This window comes from Burkholderia stabilis (assembly GCF_001742165.1).
GTDB classification, from domain to species: domain Bacteria; phylum Pseudomonadota; class Gammaproteobacteria; order Burkholderiales; family Burkholderiaceae; genus Burkholderia; species Burkholderia stabilis.
Window position 1 is genome coordinate 891,332 of record NZ_CP016444.1, and the last position, 18,110, is coordinate 909,441.

Sequence of the window (18,110 nt, forward strand, 5' to 3'; positions counted from 1 at the left end):
CCTTGTCATGAAAGAAGTGGAGGTGATGCCATGTCCAGCTACAGGATTGCACTGAATTTCGAGGACGGGGTGACCCGCTTCATCGACTGCAAGGCCGGCGAGAAAGTCCTCGACGCGGCTTTCCGCGCGAAGATCAACCTGCCGATGGATTGTTCCGACGGCGTGTGCGGCACCTGCAAGTGCCGCGCCGAAAGCGGCCGCTACGATCTCGGCGACGACTACATCGACGATGCGCTAACCGAGGACGAAAAGGACGGCGGCCTCGTGCTGACGTGCCAGATGGTGCCGCAAAGCGATTGCGTGATCGCGGTGCCGACGTCGTCGGTCGCCTGCAAGACCGGGCAAAGCGGCTTTGCCGCGACCGTGACGAAGGTCGAGCAGCACAACGATGCGGCGGTCGTGCTCGAACTCGACGTCGGCGCGGCCGCGCCCGTGTTCCTGCCGGGCCAGTACGTGAACATCGACGTGCCGGCGAGCGGCCAGCACCGTTCGTATTCGTTCTCGTCGGCGCCGGCCGACGCGAAGGTGAGCTTCCTGATCAAGAAGATTCCCGGCGGCGTGATGAGCACGTGGCTCGAATCGGCGCAGCCCGGCGACACGCTGGAACTGCACGGGCCGCTCGGCAGTTTCTACCTGCGCGACGTGCAGCGACCGCTGCTGTTGCTCGCGGGCGGCACGGGCCTCGCGCCGTTCCTGTCGATGCTCGAAGTGCTGGCGCGCAGCGGGTCGCAGCAGAAGGTGCACCTGATCTACGGCGTGACGCGCGATCTCGATCTCGTGCTGGTCGACGCGATCGAGGCGTATGCGGCAAAGCTGCCGAACTTCAGCTTCGCGACGGTCGTGGCCGATGCGGAGTCGGCCCATCCGCGCAAGGGCTGGGTTACGCAGCACATTCCGGCCGATGCGCTGAACGACGGCGATGTCGACGTGTATCTGTGCGGCCCGCCGCCGATGGTCGACGCGGTGCGCAAGTACTTCGACGACGAAGGCGTGAAGCCGAACAGCTTCCACTACGAGAAGTTCACCCCCAACGTCACGGCAAAGGCGGCATGACCATGCAACGATTCTCCGGCAAGGTGGTGGTCGTCACCGGTGCGGCGCAGGGCATCGGCCGCGGTGTCGCGCTGCGCGCGGCGGCCGAGGGCGGCAAGGTGCTGTTCGTCGATCGCGCGGATTTCGTCGCCGACGTGGCGGCCGAAGCACCGCACGGCGAGACGGCGGGTTTCGTCGCGGATCTCGAGACATACGAAGGTGCACACGCGGCGATCGCGTGCGCGGTGCAGACGTTCGGCGGCATCGACATCCTGATCAATGGAGTCGGCGGCGCGATCCGGATGCGGCCGTTCGCCGAATTCGAGCCGGCGCAGATCGACGCGGAAATCCGCCGCTCGCTGATGCCGACGCTCTACACGTGCCACGCGGTGCTGCCGCACCTGCTCGCGCGCGGCGGCGGCACGATCGTCAACATCTCGTCGAATGCGACGCGCGGCATCCGGCGCGTGCCGTATTCGGCGGCGAAAGGCGGCGTCAATGCGCTGACGCACGCGCTCGCGATGGAATACGCGGAGCACAACATCCGCGTGGTCGCGACTGCGCCGGGCGGCACCAGCGCGCCGCCGCGCCGCGTGCCGCGCAATGCGGCCGGCGACAGCGCGCAGGAACAGGCGTGGATGGCTGAAGCCGTGCGGCAGGTGACCGACTCGACGTACTTCAAGCGCTACGGCAGCCTCGACGAACAGATCGCGCCGATCCTGTTCCTCGCATCGGACGAGGCGAGCTACATCACCGGCACGGTGCTGCCGGTCGCGGGCGGCGATACGGGTTGAGCGGCGCGTGGCGCAGCTACGTGCCAGCTGTTCATCGACAATCAACCGGCCGGCGCGAAGACGCCGGCCACGGAGACATCCATGCGTGATCGCAAAGCCATCGTTCCGGCCGGAATGGAAGCGGTGTACGAAAAAATCGGCTACGCGCCGGGCCTGAAGGTCGGCGATACGCTGTACGTGTCCGGCCAGATCGGCCGCGATGCGGCGATGCAGTTGGTCGAAGGCCGCGAAGCGCAGATCGTGCAGGCGTTCGAGAATCTCAAGCACGTGCTGGAGGCGGCCGGCGCATCGTTCAACGATGTAGTCGATCTCACGACGTTCCACACCGACATGCGCGACCTGCCGCTGTTCATGCAGGTTCGCGACCGTTACCTCGTCGGGCATCCGAAGCCGGCGTGGACGGCGGTCGGTGCGCACATGCTGGGCGGCTCGCCGGGGTATATCGTCGAGATCAAGGCGGTGGCCGTGTTGCCGGAATGACGTGTTCCCGGTGTTGCTGAACGCTACTTCGCGTCCTTCAGTCCCAGCATGCTCATCGGGACGGTGAGGTCGACATAAAACCCGGCGGGCAACGCGTTTCCTCGCCATGTGACGGGCGCAGCCAGAAAGCACGATCTCAATGCGGGGCCGGCCGGCGTGAGGTCGAAAACCGTATCGCCGCACGGTAGGCCGTCGATCACCGTGCCCGCGCTGACCTCCGCGCGGGCCTGCTCGCAACAGTTCTCGGGGATGAAGATCAGGCCGTCGATCGGGACGTTGCCCAGCAGGACGGGGTGAGCGCTGTGAATCGACTGCAGCGTGCGTTTTGCGCCCCAGCCGAACAGGCCGCCTTCGCCGTTGTAGCGGGCCTGGCTGCCGGGCGGAAAGGTGGCGCCGAATACCACCATCGGTTTCGTCGTGACTTCGGGCCGGTCGATGTATCCGTCGAGCGCGTAGTCCTTGAGGAGCGCGCCGCCGAGCATGAATAGCGGCAGGAAGAAAAACAGCACGGTACATGCGAGCCGCTTGAGCAACGGCAACCGGCGCAGGACCCACACGAACACCACCAGGGTCAGCACGATCCAGACCGCCGACGAGAACGTGAACGCGGCCATCGCGATGCCGCCCAGTTCGCCGGCTTCGGCATGGCTCATCGACGGGAACAGCGCGGACAGCAGGGCCGGCATGGCAAACTTGCCGAAGCGCGATCGGAGGTGTCGGAGTGGCATCGGTCGTTTGTTCAATGAAAGCTGATCGTTATTCGGGGCTCGTGATGGACTTCAGCAGAACGCTCGTGATCGGAAACTCGGGTTCCGGGAAGAGCTGGCTGGCCGAGCGTATCGCCGGTCGTATCGATGCCGCATGTGTCGACCTCGATCTGGTCCATTGGCTGCCCGGCGGGTACAACGCCGCCCGCGAACGGGCCGATGCGATCCGGCTGGTCCGGCAGGCGGCGAGTGCCGATCGCTGGGTTATCGAAGGCATTTACGGCTGGCTCGTCGACGAAGTCAAGCGCGACGCGAGCGCGCTGATCTGGCTGCGCATCGACGAATCCGAATGCGTGGCCAATATCCGCCAGCGCGGCATTCGGCGCGGCGGCTCCGCCGACGCTTTCGTTGCGCTGCAGGCGTGGGCTTCGACCTACCGGTCGCGCAGCGGGTCCAGCTCGCATGACGCGCACGCGGCCATTTTCAATCAGTTCGCCGGCGACAAGATCATGTTGGTGTCGCGCGATGCCGTCACGCAGTTCGCGAGCCGGTTGCTTTCAATCGGGTGACGACGCAGGCCGAGGAATCCGGGTACTAGACTGTAGGAAGTGGTGCCGTCTCGCAGTGAAAGACGAACGAGGCGAACCCGGCGCGCGACCGCCGCCCTGGCGGCCACGTGGCACGCCATCCGGAGACAAGCCGATGACCGAACGCCCGCCCCCCGACATGCCCCCTCCGCACGCGGAGCCCAGCGCGCACGACGCGCTCGAACACCTGCTCGGCAGCCTGCACCGGCATGGTTTCCTGCATTTTGCGAACGAGGTCGTCAGCGCGAACGCACGGCTGGCCGACACGTTCGTCGATGCGCTCGACAAGCCGGGCATGCAGAGCGGGATGCAGAACCTCGCGGTGCTGCTGACGGCGCTGTCGCGCATTCCGCCGGAGCAGTTCGGCAAGGCCGTGTTCGCCGCCGCCGACGCATTGCATCACGTCGGGGCGTGGAAGCCGGCGGAACACGAGCACGTCGCGCCCGGCGTGCGCGGCGCGTACCGGCTGCTGCACGACGAAGCGTTGTGGGATGCGTTGACGCCGTTGCTCGAAGGATTGAAAGTGTTCGCGCAGGGGCTCGCGCGTGACCCCGGGCAGGCGGTTACGGCATCAAGCGAAAAGCCGGGCGGCAAGTGACGAAGCGCATCGCGTATCTGTCGACAGCCGGCGACTGCCCGGCCTGGCCCTTACCGGCTCGCGCGTGAAAACAGCAACGAATCGGCGTCGTTGAACCGAATCCGCACCGGCTCGCGATATCCGGCTTTCTCCGCGACGCGGATCGACGCGACGTTGGTCGGCGCGATCAGGCACACGCTGCGCTCGAATTGCTGCTGCGAATCGAGCCATGCGTGTGCGGCCGCGAGCGCCTCGGTCGCGTAGCCCTTGCCGTGCGCCCAGGTCGCGAGCGCCCAGCCGGCTTCCGGTATGCCGCGAACCGACGGTTCGATGTTCCGGTGGAAATCCGCGAAACCGAGATCGCCGACATAACGGCCCGACGCCTTCTCGCGAATCGCCCAGTAGCCATAGCCGAGCAGCGGCCACAGCCCGCGATACGCGAGCATGCGCATCCACGAGTCGCGCGGTGCGGACGGCTCGCCGTTGAAGATGTGCGCGACGACGCCCGGCTCGGCCCACATGGCGGCGAGCGCGTCGAAGTCGCCGAGCGGATGGCCTTCGAGGACGAGGCGCGGCGTGTCGAGAACGGGCGGGGAGGAGACGAGCGGCATCGTGGTTTCCGGAGGAGAGGTGGATACGGTGGCGGGTCAGACCGTCAGCACGTCGATGCCGCGCTGGCGAAGATCCTCGACCACGGCCGCGTCGGCGCCCGTATCGGTGATCAGCATGTCGAGCTGCTCGACGCTCGCGATCACCGACAGGTTGCGCTTCATCAGCTTCGACGAATCGGCCACCGCGATCACCTGGCGCGCGATCTTCAGCATCTGCGCGTTGAGCTGCGCTTCGAGCAGGTGCGGCGTCATCAGGCCGATCTCGGGGTCGAGGCTGTCGACGCCGAGGAACAGCCGGTCCGCGTACAGCCCCTGCAATGCGACGACGGCCTGCGGCCCCGACAGCGAATAGGAATTCGGCCGAAGCTGGCCGCCCGGCATGATCAGGTTGATGTGCGGCGCCGCCGCGAGCAGCACGGCCACGTTCAGCGCGTTCGTGATCACGTTCAGCGACTGCAGCTTCATCGTGAGGATCTGCTTCGCGATTTCCTCGGTCGTGCTGCCGGAGTCGAGCAGGATCGTCTCGCCGTCGCCGATCAGCGCGGCCGCCGCCGCCGCGATCCGCACCTTCTCCGCGTGACGCAGCTTCTGCTTGACCGCGATCGGCACTTCGTCGCTTTCGCGCAGCACGAGCGCGCCGCCGTGCGTGCGCAGCACCGCGCCCGCTGCCGCGAGCGCGTTCAGGTCGCTGCGCACCGTGACGAGCGAAATGCCGAAACGCTCGGCCAGCTCCTCGACGGTGACTTTCTCCCGTTCGCGCACCAGCTCGCAGATCAGGCGGCGGCGTTCCTCGACGAGCAGCGGCGCGTGATCGACGGCAGACGGCGGAGGCACTCGGTGAGCGGGCATGTCCATTTCGGCAAGGCAGGGAGCCGAAATGATATCAAAACCCCTGCCCGGGCTGGAGCGCGCGCAATGCCGACGGTTCGAGCGGCCGGCCCGCCAGCCGCGCCGCGTGGACGGCCGCGCCGACATGCGGCCCGAGACGCGGCGCGGTGAGCACGGCGTGCGGCACGACGCGGGCGAGCGCGTCGCGCAGCGGAGCGAGCACGAGCGCGCCCGCGTTGAAGACGCCGCCCGAATACGACACGGGCAGCGGCTCGCCCGGCGGCCAGTCGAGCGCGCGCGCGACGCCGGCCGCGAGCTGCGCGAGTTCGTCGGCCGCGCGATCGATCAGCGCGTGCGCGTGCGCGTCGCCCGCGCGCGCCGCATCGATCACGAGCCGCGACAACTGCGCGAAGCGGCTGCGCACGGCACCCGAATTCACCGCCGCGCACACGTCGAGATCGTGTTCGAGCGAGAAGTGCGCACGCACGATGTCGAACAACGGCCCGCGCGCGGCGCGCCCGTCGGCCATCCGCGAGAACGCCGCGAGCCCTTCGCGCGCGAGCCAGTAGGCCGAGCCCTCGTCGCCGAAGATCTCGCCCCAGCCGCCGCAGCGCGCGGTGCGGCCTTCGAGTTGCCCGTACGCGATCGACCCGGTGCCCGCGACGATGCTGATGCCGTCGCCGCCGGCCAGCGTGCCGGCCCAGCTGCACACCATGTCGTTGCCGATCCGGCAGCGGTCGCGGTCGAACAGCGGGTCGAGCAGGCCGTCGAGTTCGGGCAGCAGGCGGCTGTCCTCGCCGTACGCGGGCAAACCGGCGAACGCATACGCGATCTCGCCGCGCGCGACGTTCGCCGCGGCCAGCACCGCGTGCACGCCGTCGGCGAGCAGCGTGCGCAGCGCGTCCATGCCGATTTCGAGGTAGTAGCTGGTGGTCGTCTCGTGGCGCGCACGAACGCGGCCTTGCGCGTCGATCACCATGAACGCGGTTTTCGTGCCGCCGCCGTCGATGCCGAGAAAGAGTGAGGTCATGAGGGCTGCCCCGCATACGGATGAATGGTGACGCCCGCCACGACGCGATTGACGGTGCCGGACGCGCTCGGATTGTCGGGCGTGAGCCCGAGCCGCAACGACGCGAGCAGCGCGAAGCATTGCGCGAGGATCAGCGCGACGGGCGCGAGCGCGAGATCGGGCAGGCCGGGCGGCAGCGGCACCGTCAGATCGTCGTCGGACGGCGGCGGTGCGCCGGTGCCGTTCGACGGCGCGGCACTGACCGACAGTATGCCGGCCGCGCGGTTTTCGCGCCGCAGTTCGCGCAGCAGGTCGAGATCGTAGCGACGCGTGTGCGGATCGCCCGACAGCAGCACGACGACCAGCGTGCGCTCGTCGAGGAACGTTTTCGGGCCGTGGCGGAAGCCGAGCGGCGATTCGGCCATCGCGACGATCAGCCCGTCCGTCAGTTCCAGCAGCTTCAGCGCGGCTTCGCGCGCGAGCCCGAGCAGCGCGCCGCTGCCGAGATAGACGACCCGCTCGGGCAACTGCCGCACGCGTTCGGCGATGCGCGCCGACTGCTCGCGCAGCAGCGTGCGCGCGGCGTCGGCCAGCGGTTCGACCGGCATGCCCGGCACGCCGAACGCCCATGCCGCGCCGAGCAGCATGCCGCTGAAACTGGACGTCATCGCGAACGCCTGATCGTGCGTGGCATCCGGCAACAGCACGACGTGCGCGTGCGGATGGGCGGCGAGGCGCCGGTTCAGCGTGCCGTCGGCCGCGCACGTGAACACGAGATGGCGGCAGCCGGCGACGACGCGGTCGGCCAGTTCGACGGCCGCGAGGCTTTCCGGGCTGTTGCCCGAGCGCGCGAACGACACGAGCAGCGTCGGCACGCCGGGCTGCAGCGTTTCGTCGGGGCACGCGACGATGTCGGTGGTGGCCACCGCTTCGACGCGGCCGCCGAACCGGTGTCGCAGCGCGGGCACGAGGCACTGGCCGATGAAGGCCGAGCTGCCGGCGCCCGTGAGCACGATGCGCAGGCCGGGATCGGCGAGCAGCGGCGCGAGGAATGCGTCGAGCGCCGCGCGTTGCGCGGCGACGACCGCATGCACGTCGGGCCAGACGTCGGGTTGCTGGGCGATTTCGCGCGCTGTATGGGCGGCGTGGCGGCGGGCAAGGTCGGCGGGATCGAAGTCGAAAAATTCCATGGGCGGATCTGAGGAGAGTCGGTCACGCGGCACACGCGTGAAGATACGGACGAACGGCCTCGGCCGTGCCGTCCTGCAACAGTGCGCCGGTACGCAATGGGAGCCGTCCTTCGCGGACGGCCTCGTACTGGCGCGGCAAATGCTGGCTGACCAGCGTGAGCGGCGGCGGCGACGCGTCGAGACGCGCGAGCAGGCCGGCGCACGCGCGCTGCACGGCCGGATGGGCCCAGTAGTAGCGGATGCGGTCGCTCAGGCTGTAGGCGAGGTCGAGATCGAGATGCGCGCCGGCCGCGTAGTAGTCGCGCCAGTGCGCGGGTTCGCTGCGCATCACGCCGAGCACGGTTTCGATGAAACCGTCGTCGTCGCCGAGCCATTCGCGTTCGATTGCGGCAAGCGCCCACAGCGTTTCGCGCATCGCGAAGGTCACGCCGGGTCCGACCTTCAGGATCGCGAAGTGGTCGCGCGCAAGTTGAGCGAGCCGATCGGGCGTCTGGTAGTCGGTCGAGTGCGCTTCGAACACGAGCGCCGGTTCGCTTTCGATGAATGCGCTCAGCGCGCGCGCGTTGCCGGCATCGTAGTCGATGACCTTGTGATGATCGAACTCGACGCCGGGCTGCACGACCATCGCGATCACGCGCGACCACGCATCGTCGAGGCCCGCACGCGCGAACGCGTCGCGGTGCAGCGCGAGCGTCGAGGCGGCCGCGTCAGGCGCGGTGACCGCCAGCGTGTCGAGCGTGTCGTGCGCGCCGCCGGGCACCGGCACCTCGGTGCCGATCACGTAGACCGGCGGCTCGCCGCGCGGCGAGCCGGCCGCCCAGGCGTGTTCGGCGGCGCGGCACAGGCGCACCGCGCGTGCCGCGATTTCGAATTCGGGCAGCGGCGACGGATCGTCCGCGCACGACATCGAGCAGTCGAGATGCAGCTTGCGAAAGCCGGCCGCGACGTACTGCGCGACCATTGCTTCGGCCTTGTCCATTGCGTGCGCGGCCGGCAGCCGGCGCCATGCGTTCGGGCCCAGGTGGTCGCCGCCGAGCAGGATCGCCTCGGGGCTCACGCGTTCGCGCGCGGCGATCTCGAACACGTAGCGGCGGAAGTCGTGCGGCGTCATGCCCGTATAGCCGCCGTCCTGGTTGACCTGGTTGCAGGTCGCTTCGATCAGCGCGGGGCGATCGAGCGCCGCGCACTCGCGCAGCGCCGCCGCGATCGCGACCGGATGCGCGGAACACACCGAAGGCATGCCGACCGGCGGCGTGCCGCGCGGCGCCTGCTTGTGACGGCGAACGAGATCGAGCAGGTATTTCATGCCGATTCTCCCGCCGCGCCGGCCGTTGCCGCGTTCTCCGGTTGCAGCGCGAGCAGCAGCGCGGCAAGCAGCGCCAGCGCGATGCCCGTCAGCTTGCTGCCGGTCGGCGTCGTGCCCGTGACGGCCATCGAGATCACCGACGTCAGCAACGGCGCGCCCGCGTTGACGAGCGGCGACACGACGATCGCCTTGCCGAAGCGGAACGCGTACACGAGCGTCAGCGCGCCGATCGCGTTCAGCACCTGGATGACGGCGGCGAGCCCCGGGCCGCTCATGCCGTAGTTGATCGTCCGGCCGAAGTCGGTCATCCACAGGGCGAACGGCACGCACAGCAGGCCGGTCAGCGCCATGTAGAAGAAGATCGATTCCGCATCCATCGTCGCGTTCGCGATCTTGATGAAATACGCCTGCAGCCCCCACGCGACGAGCACCAGCAGCGCGAGCGCGAACCACAGCCCGAATTTCGCGGGCCCCTGGCCGGACTGGAAGTCGAACAGCGGCAGCGAGCACAGCGCGAGCACGATGCCGGCGAGGCCGAGCTTGCCGGTGCGTTCGTGCAGCAGCAGGAACGACAGCGCGATCGTCAGCGCGGGCGACAGCGACACGATCGGGAACACGAGATACGGCGGCCCCGACTCGACCGCACGAAACAGCAGCATCTGCCCGCCCGCGCCGAGCAGCCCGATGGCGAGCCCCAGCGCCAGCGAACGGCCGTCATGCCGCACGCGCCAGCCGGCGCGCCCGAGCGCCACCAGCGCCGGCGGAATCATCGTGAACGCCCACACCACGTAGATCAGCGTATCGGGGAAGCCCTGTTCGGCGGGCAAACCGGTGAATGCGCCCCACACGCCCCACAGCAGGGTCGTGACGAGCGCGTGGACTAGCCAGTTGTTTTGCATCGGTCGCGTCTTTCGAAGATGGTTCAGAACCGTCGAATGCTTTCGTTTTCTGCTTTGCGAGCGCCGCCGGAAGCCAATCGATGGACCACTCCCGGTGACGTTTCACATAAAAGCGTCAGAATCGCCTGCCGGGAGTCGTCAATCTATTGGCTTTCGATTTCTTTCGTTATTAGTGTAAACCACAAACGAAAGAAATCGAAAGATCGTCTAGATTGCCGATCAGCACGATGCGGATGTGTCGGCGCATGGCCCTTCTTCACGAGGAACCTCGCATGAACGCTTGCTTTTCCTTTCGATTTTCGTTGTTTGGCCGGTTCGCCGGCCGGCTGCACCGGTTCGTGCCGGTTGCCTTCTGCGCTGGCGGCGCGCCGCTTCGGCACGGGGTGTGGCAATGACCACGCGACGGGCGTTCATGCAGTGGCTGGCCGCCGGTGCGGCGAGCCCGATCCTGATCGGTGTCGGCGTGCGCGATGCGCACGGCGGCGAGCCGCAGCGTGTCGCGTTGCGTGACGACCGGCTCGTGATCGAGTTCGATCCGGCGATGCGCTGCCGGCTGGGCGTCCGCCGCGGCGGCGGCACGCGCGCGCTGACCCGTTTCGATGCAAGCGAGACGCTCGAGCAGCTGATCGGTCCGGCGCCGCCGCCGACGTCGGACGGCCCGGCGCCCGACACGCGGCCGGTGCGCACGATCGGGCGCTTCGCGATCGTCGACGCCGCGCACGCCGAAGTCGCGACCGTGTTCGGTGCAGGCCGGCAACTGCGGCTGGTCGGCCGCTCGGCGGACGGATTCGAGAAGACGCTGCGCGTCACGTTGCTCGATGCGCGGCCGGGTGTCGCGCTGATCGACACGCAGTTTCGCAACGCCGGCACGCAGGCGGCCGATATCCGCGCATGGAGCGTCGGCGCGCACCGGCTGCTGCCGGCCGCCGCCGGCGCGGGCGGGTACTGGACCTATTCCGGGGCGAGCCATGCCGACCGGCGCGACTGGGTGCAGCCGGTGAAGGCCGGCTTCGACCAGCGCAATTTCATGGGCATGAACGCGTCGGACTACGGCGGCGGCACGCCCGTCGTCGATGTGTGGCGGCGCGACCTGGGCATCGCGCTAGGGCATCTCGACACGGTGCCGCGCCTCGTGTCGCTGCCCGTGCGCGCGGTGCGCAACGAAGTCGCGCTCGGCATGCGCGGCGAGAAGACGGTCACGCTCGCGCCGGGCGCGACGCTCGACACGCCGACCGCGTTCGTGATGCTGCACGACGGCGACTATTTCGTCGCGCTCGATACCTATCGGCAGATGATGGGCGCGCACGGTTTTCATGCGCCGCAACCGCCGGCGAGCGCCTACGAGCCGATCTGGTGCGCGTGGGGCTACGAGCGCCAGTTCAGCCTCGACTACGTGCGCGCCACGTTGCCGAAGGTGCGGGAACTCGGCTTCAAGTGGGCCGTGCTCGACGACGGCTGGCAACGGCGCACCGGCGACTGGGTGCCCGACCGCGCGAAATTCCCGGCCGGCGACGCGGACATGAAGGCGCTCGTCGACGACATCCATGCGAGCGGGCAGAAGGCGCGGCTCTGGATCGCGCCGCTCGCGGTCGCGCCGGGCAGCGACGAACTGCACGACCACACCGACATGCTGCTGCTCGACGCGGACGGCGCGCCGCAGGCGATCACGTGGTGGAACAGCTTCTACCTGTGCCCGGCCTACGAGAAGACGCAGGCGCACGTCGCCGCGCTCGTGAAGAAGGTGATCGGCGAATGGGGCTTCGACGGGATGAAGATCGACGGCCAGCACCTGAACGGCGTCGCGCCATGCTTCAACCCTGCGCACAGCCATGCACGGCCGGAGGATTCGGTCGAGCATCTGGCGGATTTCTACCGCGTGTTCCATGACACCGCGCATGCAATCAAGCCGGATGCCGTCGTCGAAGTGTGCCCGTGCGGCACCGCGTACGCGTTCCACAACATGCGCTACATCGACCAGGCGCCCGCGTCCGATCCGCTGTCGAGCTGGCAGGTGCGGCACAAGGGCAAGACGCTGAAGGCGTTGATGGGCGCGTCGTCCGCGTTCGCGGGCGACCACGTCGAGCTGAGCGACGGCGGGCGCGATTTCGCGTCGGCGGTCGGCGTCGGCGCGGTCATCTCGACGAAGTTCACGTGGCCCGTCGATCCGAAGCCGAAGAATTCGTTCCTGCTGACGCCCGAGCGCGAGCAGGCGTGGCGGCACTGGGTCGGCGTGTACAACGCGCACCGGCTTGCGGAGGGCCGTTATCGCGGCGAGCTCTACGACATCGCGTTCGACAAGCCGGAAACGCACGTCGTGGAAAAGGACGGCGTGCTGCATTACGCGTGCTACGCCGAGCGCTGGAATGGCGCCGTCGCGCTGCGCGGCCTGCAGCCCGGCCGGTCGTACCGGATCGTCGACTACGCGAACGGCAATCGCGAGGTCGGCCGCGTCGCGCCCGGACAGGCCGCGATCGCATTGCGCTTCGAGCATGCGGCGCTGCTGCGCGCCGAGCCGCTCGACGCGTAGGAAGCAAGCGTCACCCTGCATCACCCGTATCACTTCGCGTCACCGAGCAACCCGTAGTTCAATTCGTCATCCCGACTCCTCCACTGGAGATGCATCGATGAAAAAAACCGTACGCAACCTTTCCTGTGTCGCGGCGCTCGCGCTGTGTGCATCGATCCTGCAGGTCTGCGGCGACGGGTCGTCCGCCCCGTTGGCCAGCGCGTTCGCCGCGAGCCCGCCGGCCACGGCGACGCCCGCGCGCGCCGGCTCGCACTGGGTTCCCGTCGCATCCGACACATGGCAATGGCAGCTCAGGGGCAAGCTGAACACGTCCTACGACGTGACCATCTACGACATTGACCTGTTCGACACCGCGCCGGAGAAGATCGCGGCGCTCAAGCAGGCCGGGCGCAAGGTCGTCTGCTATTTCTCGGCGGGGAGTTCGGAGAACTGGCGGAGCGACTTCAAGAAGTTCAAGGAATCCGACCAGGGCAAGAAGCTCGATGACTGGGAAGGCGAGCGCTGGCTCGACATCCGCTCGAGCAACGTTCGCGACATCATGACGGCCCGCCTCGACCTCGCCGCGTCGAAGGGATGCGACGGCGTCGAGCCCGACAACGTCGACGGTTATGCGAACGACACGGGCTTCCCGCTGCAGGACGGCGACCAGTATGCGTTCAACGTGTTTCTCGCGAACGAGGCGCACAAGCGCAATCTGGCGGTCGGGCTGAAGAACGACGTCGACCAGCTCGTGGCGCTCGAGCCGTCGTTCGATTTCGCGGTGAACGAGGAGTGCAACGAGCAGAAGGAATGCAGCGGCTACAAGGTGTTCACGTCGAAGAACAAGCCGGTGCTGAATGCCGAATATGCGGGCAAGTACCGCACGCCGAGCGGCCAGCGCGCGCTGTGCAATGCGGCGCGCGCCCTCAACATGCGCACGCTCGTGCTGGCCAAGAAGCTCGACGACACCTACCGGTTCAGCTGCGACGCATCCTGATCCGGTCGCGCCCGCCGAAGCGGGCGAACCTGCGTGACTGATTCTCGCGCGCGCACGCCACGTGCCCAGGCGTGCGCGTCCGCGAGCGTCACGATGCCGTGAACCGGCACGGGCGACGCATCGCCGTCGCCCGTTCATCTCGATTCGCAGTACTTCTCAATAGACACGATGAAAAATTGCATGCTGATTGCAGGCGCTGCCGTTGCGGCCGCGTGTTCCGTCGTCGCGCGCGCGGAAGGCTCGGTCACGCTGTACGGCACGATCGATACGGGAATCGCCTATCTGAACCACGCGGAAGGCGGACGCTCGCGCGTGTCGATGTCGTCGGGCGCGCTGTCGTCGAACGAATGGGGGTTGACCGGCAGCGAGGATCTCGGCGGCGGGATGAGCGCGATCTTCACGCTGGAAAACAACTTCGACGTGGCGAGCGGCCAGCTCGACGGCGGGCTGCTGTTCGGCTCGAAAGCATTCGTCGGCATCGCGTCCGGCACGTGGGGCAAGCTGACGCTCGGCCGGCAGAACGATCCCGTGACGGACCTCGTGCAGCCGATCACGGCCGATGCGTTCAGCGGACTGTTCGCGCCGCCCGGCGACGTCGACAACTACGACAGCAGCGTGACGTTCAACAATGCGGTCAAATGGACGAGTGCGACATGGCACGGCGTGACGGTCGCGGCGATGGCCTCGCCGGGTGGTGTGGCCGGTGCGTCGGGGTCGGGCCTCGTGTATGCCGGCGCGGTCGGTTACGCCGACGGTCCGCTGAGCGCGGCGGCCGGCTACCTGCACGTCGACAACGGCAATCCGGCCCGGTCGACGCGTGGGGTGTCGTCGGCCGATTCGTTCTTCAAAAGCGCCGTCAGTCGCGCGTATGCATCGGCGCGTTCGATCGGGATCGCGCGCGCCGGTGCGCAGTACGCGATCGGCAACGTGACGGTCGGCGCGGCGTTCAGCTTCAGCGAATACCTTCCCGACGCGTCATCGACGTTCGTGCATGCGGAGCGCTTCCGGAACGGTTCCGCGTTTGCGCAGTGGCAGGCATTGCCGGCGCTGCTGGCCATCGTCGGCTACAACTTCACGTGGTCGGGCGGCGATTCGTCCGCGCGCTATCACCAGGTCAACGTCGGCGTCGACTATCTGCTGAGCAAGCGCACCGATCTCTATACGACGGTCGGCTATCAGCATGCGAACGGCTTCAACGGGAGCGGGCCGGCACAGGCCGTGATCGGGTCGTACAACGTCGATGCCGGCACGAATTCGCAACTGCTTGCGATCGTGGGTATCCGGCATCGGTTCTGAGCCCGATGGGGGGGCGGGCGGTCTACTTCCGGTTTTTCAGGAAAGTCCGCCCTGCGGCGGTGATCGACGCGCCGGAGCGGCCGTGCGCCGGATGGCTGACGAAGCCTGCGCTGACGAGCTCGCTCGCGATCGACCAGCCGAGCGCCGGCGCATCGCGTCCGTAGCGCACGTCGGCGAGGCGCTCGAGCGCCCAGATGGCGGAGGCCGACAGGTTCGGGGCGTTTGACGTGTGGTTGTCGCTCATCGCTTCCTCGTGGAGTGGAGATTCGGGGTGGGCGGCGCAATGCCGTGACATCGCGTCGCGCAAGGATCAGCCCGCCTGCAGCAGCGGCAGCAAGGCCTGAAGCGCCGCTTCCTCGTCGGGGCCGGTAGCCAGCACCTGCGCGGACGTGCCGCCGTGTACCTGCAGCGACGCGATCGCCGCGCCATCCTTCGCGTTGCCGCTGCATCCGTTCGCGATCAGCAGGATGTCGCTTTCGAAGCCGCATGCCGCGTCGACGGCCGCGTCGCGTGCCGTGCTGCCGCGGTTGCGGTTCCATGCGGGGCCGATTTGAACGTACACAACGGTTGCCACGATGTCGGAAAGCCTCTGAATGGATCGTCGGGATCGGTGCGCGGCGCCGGGCCGGCCGCGCGCGGAAAACACGCGAAACGCGCCTTCCCGCAGGGTTTCGGGGCGCCGGCCGACCATCGGTGGCAAGCAATCCTGCATTGAAAATGCCGGCATCCTCGGCGAAGCCGCCTGCAAATCCGGCTAACGGCGGAAGTGATGGATTATAATGCATCGATCAATGTATGTGTATTGCATTATAATGTCGTGTGCGCCAGCGACAGCGAGCCGATCCTTCGGCGCGCGCGTCCAGGCGGACCGGACGACGCGGTTTGCTCGTCCGGCTTTTTTATCGACCGATCCGAACTCCTCCCGAATGGAAGCTGCAATGAACGCCGCCCCCGCCTGCCCGCAATGCGCGATGGAAAACACCTACCCGGACGGCACGCTGACCGTGTGCGCGGACTGCGGCCATGAATGGTCGGCCGGCGCCGGCCCTGAAGCGGGCGACGAACCGGCGGGCGACGTCGTCAAGGACGCGAACGGCAACGTGCTGTCGGACGGCGATTCGGTCGTGCTGATCAAGGACCTGCGCGTGAAGGGCTCGTCGATCACGCTGAAGATGGGCACCAAGGTCAAGAGCATCCGGCTCGTCGGCGGCGATCACGAAGTCGACTGCAAGACCGACATGGGCGGCTTCATGCTGAAAGCCTGCTATCTAAAGAAGGTCTGAGCACGCGCTGCTTCAATCGACCGTCTGCATCCAGCGACCCGGACATGCCTGAAGATCGAACTTCGTACGACGCGTTCGTCAGGTTCCTGGCGACGCCACTGAACGACGGCCGGCCATTCGTGCTGGAGACGCAGCACGCGATTTCGCTGCACTTCGATCACTTCGGCACGCAGAGCTTCATGTCGCTCAGGCACCCGGTCAGGCTCGAACTCGGCTATACGCGCGTGATGATGGGCTTTCTGCTGCTTCAACCCGAGCCTGCCCGCATCTGCATGCTCGGGCTCGGCGGCGGTTCGCTGGCGAAATACTGCTACCGGCATTTGCCCGGCGCGGCGATCGACGCGGTCGAGATCAACCCGGACGTGATCGCATTGCGCGATGTGTTCAGGATTCCTGCCGACGACGCACGATTCGCGGTGGTGTGCGCCGACGGCGCGGATCATGTGGAAAGAGCGGACATCCGGGCGGACGTGATCCTGCACGACGCGTTCGTCGCCGACGGCACGCCGGGCCGCTGCGCGGGGCAAGCCTTCCTCGCAGCATGCCGTGCGCGCCTGAGCGAAACAGGTGTACTGGCGATCAACTTGATGGACGACGATCCGGCGCTGCCGCGGCATCTCGAGCAACTGCGATCGGTATTCGGTTCGTCGTATGCGCTGGTGCCGTGCGGCGACGACAACAACTTCATTGTGTTCGCATGGAAGGACGGCCATCGGCTGCCGTCGTTGCGCGTCCTGCTCGAACGCGCGCTCGCGTGCGAGCAGGCCGGCGAGCTCAAGCTGGCGGCCACGGCGAGGCGCATGAAGGCAGGAGAGGGCGTTGATCCGCGGCGGCTGGCACGGTGCGCACAATCGCACGGACGATGGGAAATCGGCGCGTAACCCGCGCCGCCGGTGCGGCCCCTGCAGCCGCGCTTACTTCACGCGCTTGCCGAGCGCACTCTTGGTCTTGTACGTGACGCCGTGCTGGTCGAGATACTCGCGGATCAACTGCCGTACGACTTGCGACGGCGTGAGATCCTGCTCCGCGCAGAGTATTTCGAACGCTTCTTTCTTGGCGGGGTCGATCAGGACGGTCAGGCGGGCGGTTTTCGTTTCCATTGCGGGGTGAGGGCGGTCGGTATGTTAATCAAATTATAATCGATCCGCTTTCGGCGGCATCGCCTGAAACACCGCCTGGTGTGCAGTCAGCGCCTGCGGCCGAGCAACGCGAGCAGGTCGTCGATCACGGGCACGATCGCGAGCGTGACGAGCATGGCCGCGAGCGGCACGGTCGACACGTAGCCGACACGCTTGAAGCCGATCGCGCCGGCCAGGCCGCCGACGAAGAACGACGCGAGCATCGCACCGTGAATCCTCAGTTTCGCGCGGTTGGCGGTTACGGCTTGCGCGTCGACGTCGGCAGCCGACCGGTTCCAGTAGAACAGCTTCCCGAGCTCGATGCCGAGGTCGGTCACGATGCCGGTCATGTGCGTCGTGCGGATTTCCGCGCCCGACAGTTTCGTGATCGTCGCATTTTGCAGCCCCATGATGAAGCACAGCAGCGTCACGGTGACCGGGACGAAGAACGCTTCCCACAGCGCCAGGTGGCTGCCGAGCAGCCCGAACAGGAGCAGCAGCGCGGCCTCGATCAGCAGCGGCAGCATGAACTGGCTCTGCAGGCCGCGGCGGCGCCCCCAGTTGACGAGGATCGCCGAGCAACTGGCGCCGATCAGGAACGACCCCAGCGAACTGATGCCGGCCAGCACGAGCCGCACGTCGCCGAGTGCCGTCTGGTCGGCGATCGCCGACACGATGCCGCTCATGTGCGACGTGTATTGCCTGACCGCGAGGAAGCCGCCGGCATTGGTCGCGCCGGCGACGAACGCCAGCGAAAACCCGAGCTGACGGTTTGCTCTCTCGCTGCGGTGTTTGCCTGTCAGGGTTCGAAAGTACTGCGCTGGCATAGGGGCTTCGCTCAATCGCCTCGGGTCGCGGGCATGGACGTGAAGACCGGCGCCGGGCGCCGG

The 18,110-nt window shown here is 67.5% G+C and carries 21 protein-coding genes; 10 read left to right on the plus strand and 11 right to left on the minus strand.

Features of this window, described 5'->3' with window-relative positions; translation table 11 throughout:
• Nucleotides 1-30: 30 nt before the first annotated feature.
• The 3 genes from benC (at nt 31) to BBJ41_RS36470 (ending at nt 2,306) form a co-directional block, all read left to right on the plus strand.
• Complete coding sequence (gene benC, locus BBJ41_RS36460; protein WP_069751130.1) at nt 31-1,053, plus strand: benzoate 1,2-dioxygenase electron transfer component BenC; 1,023 nt, start codon at nt 31-33, stop codon at nt 1,051-1,053.
• The gene (gene benD / locus BBJ41_RS36465; RefSeq protein WP_069751131.1) at nt 1,050-1,826 is read left to right on the plus strand and encodes a benzoate diol dehydrogenase BenD; all 777 of its coding nucleotides are present in this window, start codon (nt 1,050-1,052) and stop codon (nt 1,824-1,826) included. Before benC ends, benD begins: the two co-directional genes overlap by 4 nt.
• 81 nt (nt 1,827-1,907) lie before the next feature.
• The gene (locus tag BBJ41_RS36470) at nt 1,908-2,306 is read left to right on the plus strand and encodes a RidA family protein (RefSeq protein WP_069751132.1); all 399 of its coding nucleotides are present in this window, start codon (nt 1,908-1,910) and stop codon (nt 2,304-2,306) included.
• 23 nt (nt 2,307-2,329) lie between these two features.
• Here the strand turns inward: BBJ41_RS36470 and BBJ41_RS36475 are convergent, their stop codons facing one another.
• The gene (locus BBJ41_RS36475; protein ID WP_069751133.1) at nt 2,330-2,992 is read right to left on the minus strand and encodes a hypothetical protein; all 663 of its coding nucleotides are present in this window, start codon (nt 2,990-2,992) and stop codon (nt 2,330-2,332) included.
• A 56-nt stretch (nt 2,993-3,048) separates the two neighbouring features.
• Here BBJ41_RS36475 and BBJ41_RS36480 point away from each other — a divergent pair, with 56 nt between their 5' ends.
• Nucleotides 3,049-3,582, plus strand: a complete 534-nt coding sequence (locus BBJ41_RS36480; RefSeq protein ID WP_236872166.1) for a P-loop NTPase family protein — start codon at nt 3,049-3,051, stop codon at nt 3,580-3,582.
• A gap of 133 nt (nt 3,583-3,715) precedes the next feature.
• Nucleotides 3,716-4,198 (plus strand): DUF1641 domain-containing protein, encoded by a 483-nt coding sequence (locus tag BBJ41_RS36485; protein ID WP_069751135.1) that lies wholly within the window; start codon nt 3,716-3,718, stop codon nt 4,196-4,198.
• Between the two features lie 50 nt (nt 4,199-4,248).
• On the opposite strand, the gene BBJ41_RS36490 is transcribed toward BBJ41_RS36485, so the two are convergent.
• From BBJ41_RS36490 to BBJ41_RS36515, 6 genes are read right to left on the minus strand one after another with little or no spacing between them, the layout of a single operon-like run.
• Nucleotides 4,249-4,788 carry a GNAT family N-acetyltransferase gene (locus BBJ41_RS36490; protein WP_069751136.1) on the minus strand — a complete coding sequence of 180 codons (540 nt, stop codon included), beginning with the start codon at nt 4,786-4,788 and terminating at the stop codon, nt 4,249-4,251.
• A gap of 36 nt (nt 4,789-4,824) precedes the next feature.
• Nucleotides 4,825-5,637, minus strand: coding sequence for a DeoR/GlpR family DNA-binding transcription regulator (locus BBJ41_RS36495; protein ID WP_232036321.1), 813 nt, complete (start codon nt 5,635-5,637; stop codon nt 4,825-4,827).
• 34 nt (nt 5,638-5,671) lie between these two features.
• Nucleotides 5,672-6,646, minus strand: a complete 975-nt coding sequence (locus tag BBJ41_RS36500) for an N-acetylglucosamine kinase (protein WP_069751138.1) — start codon at nt 6,644-6,646, stop codon at nt 5,672-5,674.
• Nucleotides 6,643-7,815, minus strand: coding sequence for an SIS domain-containing protein (locus BBJ41_RS36505; protein ID WP_069751139.1), 1,173 nt, complete (start codon nt 7,813-7,815; stop codon nt 6,643-6,645). Before BBJ41_RS36505 ends, BBJ41_RS36500 begins: the two co-directional genes overlap by 4 nt.
• 22 nt (nt 7,816-7,837) lie before the next feature.
• Nucleotides 7,838-9,121: a D-tagatose-bisphosphate aldolase, class II, non-catalytic subunit gene (locus BBJ41_RS36510; protein WP_069751140.1), complete on the minus strand. Its 1,284-nt coding sequence runs from the start codon at nt 9,119-9,121 to the stop codon at nt 7,838-7,840.
• Complete coding sequence (locus BBJ41_RS36515) at nt 9,118-10,020, minus strand: DMT family transporter (RefSeq protein WP_069751141.1); 903 nt, start codon at nt 10,018-10,020, stop codon at nt 9,118-9,120. The genes BBJ41_RS36510 and BBJ41_RS36515 overlap by 4 nt, the downstream gene beginning before the upstream one ends.
• 391 nt (nt 10,021-10,411) lie before the next feature.
• Here BBJ41_RS36515 and BBJ41_RS36520 point away from each other — a divergent pair, with 391 nt between their 5' ends.
• The 3 genes from BBJ41_RS36520 to BBJ41_RS36530 all read left to right on the plus strand — a co-directional run bounded on the left by BBJ41_RS36520 (nt 10,412) and on the right by BBJ41_RS36530 (nt 14,819).
• Entirely contained in the window at nt 10,412-12,547 is a 2,136-nt protein-coding gene (locus BBJ41_RS36520; RefSeq protein ID WP_069751142.1) for a glycoside hydrolase family 36 protein, read from the plus strand.
• A 97-nt stretch (nt 12,548-12,644) separates the two neighbouring features.
• Nucleotides 12,645-13,523: an endo alpha-1,4 polygalactosaminidase gene (locus BBJ41_RS36525; protein WP_069751143.1), complete on the plus strand. Its 879-nt coding sequence runs from the start codon at nt 12,645-12,647 to the stop codon at nt 13,521-13,523.
• A 168-nt stretch (nt 13,524-13,691) separates the two neighbouring features.
• Complete coding sequence (locus BBJ41_RS36530) at nt 13,692-14,819, plus strand: porin (protein ID WP_069751144.1); 1,128 nt, start codon at nt 13,692-13,694, stop codon at nt 14,817-14,819.
• 22 nt (nt 14,820-14,841) lie between these two features.
• On the opposite strand, the gene BBJ41_RS36535 is transcribed toward BBJ41_RS36530, so the two are convergent.
• On the minus strand, nt 14,842-15,063 hold the full coding sequence (locus BBJ41_RS36535) for a hypothetical protein (protein WP_069751145.1): 222 nt from the start codon (nt 15,061-15,063) through the stop codon (nt 14,842-14,844).
• Nucleotides 15,064-15,129: 66 nt separating this feature from the next.
• Nucleotides 15,130-15,381: an HPr family phosphocarrier protein gene (locus BBJ41_RS36540; RefSeq protein ID WP_083282137.1), complete on the minus strand. Its 252-nt coding sequence runs from the start codon at nt 15,379-15,381 to the stop codon at nt 15,130-15,132.
• A gap of 376 nt (nt 15,382-15,757) precedes the next feature.
• Here BBJ41_RS36540 and BBJ41_RS36545 point away from each other — a divergent pair, with 376 nt between their 5' ends.
• Together BBJ41_RS36545 and BBJ41_RS36550 are read left to right on the plus strand one after the other, a co-directional pair.
• Entirely contained in the window at nt 15,758-16,102 is a 345-nt protein-coding gene (locus BBJ41_RS36545; RefSeq protein WP_069751146.1) for a zinc ribbon domain-containing protein YjdM, read from the plus strand.
• A 44-nt stretch (nt 16,103-16,146) separates the two neighbouring features.
• Complete coding sequence (locus tag BBJ41_RS36550; protein WP_069751147.1) at nt 16,147-16,983, plus strand: class I SAM-dependent methyltransferase; 837 nt, start codon at nt 16,147-16,149, stop codon at nt 16,981-16,983.
• Between the two features lie 33 nt (nt 16,984-17,016).
• On the opposite strand, the gene BBJ41_RS36555 is transcribed toward BBJ41_RS36550, so the two are convergent.
• Nucleotides 17,017-17,202 carry a ribbon-helix-helix protein, CopG family gene (locus BBJ41_RS36555; RefSeq protein WP_069751148.1) on the minus strand — a complete coding sequence of 62 codons (186 nt, stop codon included), beginning with the start codon at nt 17,200-17,202 and terminating at the stop codon, nt 17,017-17,019.
• Nucleotides 17,203-17,288: 86 nt separating this feature from the next.
• The gene (locus BBJ41_RS36560) at nt 17,289-18,047 is read right to left on the minus strand and encodes a YoaK family protein (RefSeq protein ID WP_069751149.1); all 759 of its coding nucleotides are present in this window, start codon (nt 18,045-18,047) and stop codon (nt 17,289-17,291) included.
• Nucleotides 18,048-18,110 lie beyond the last annotated feature (63 nt).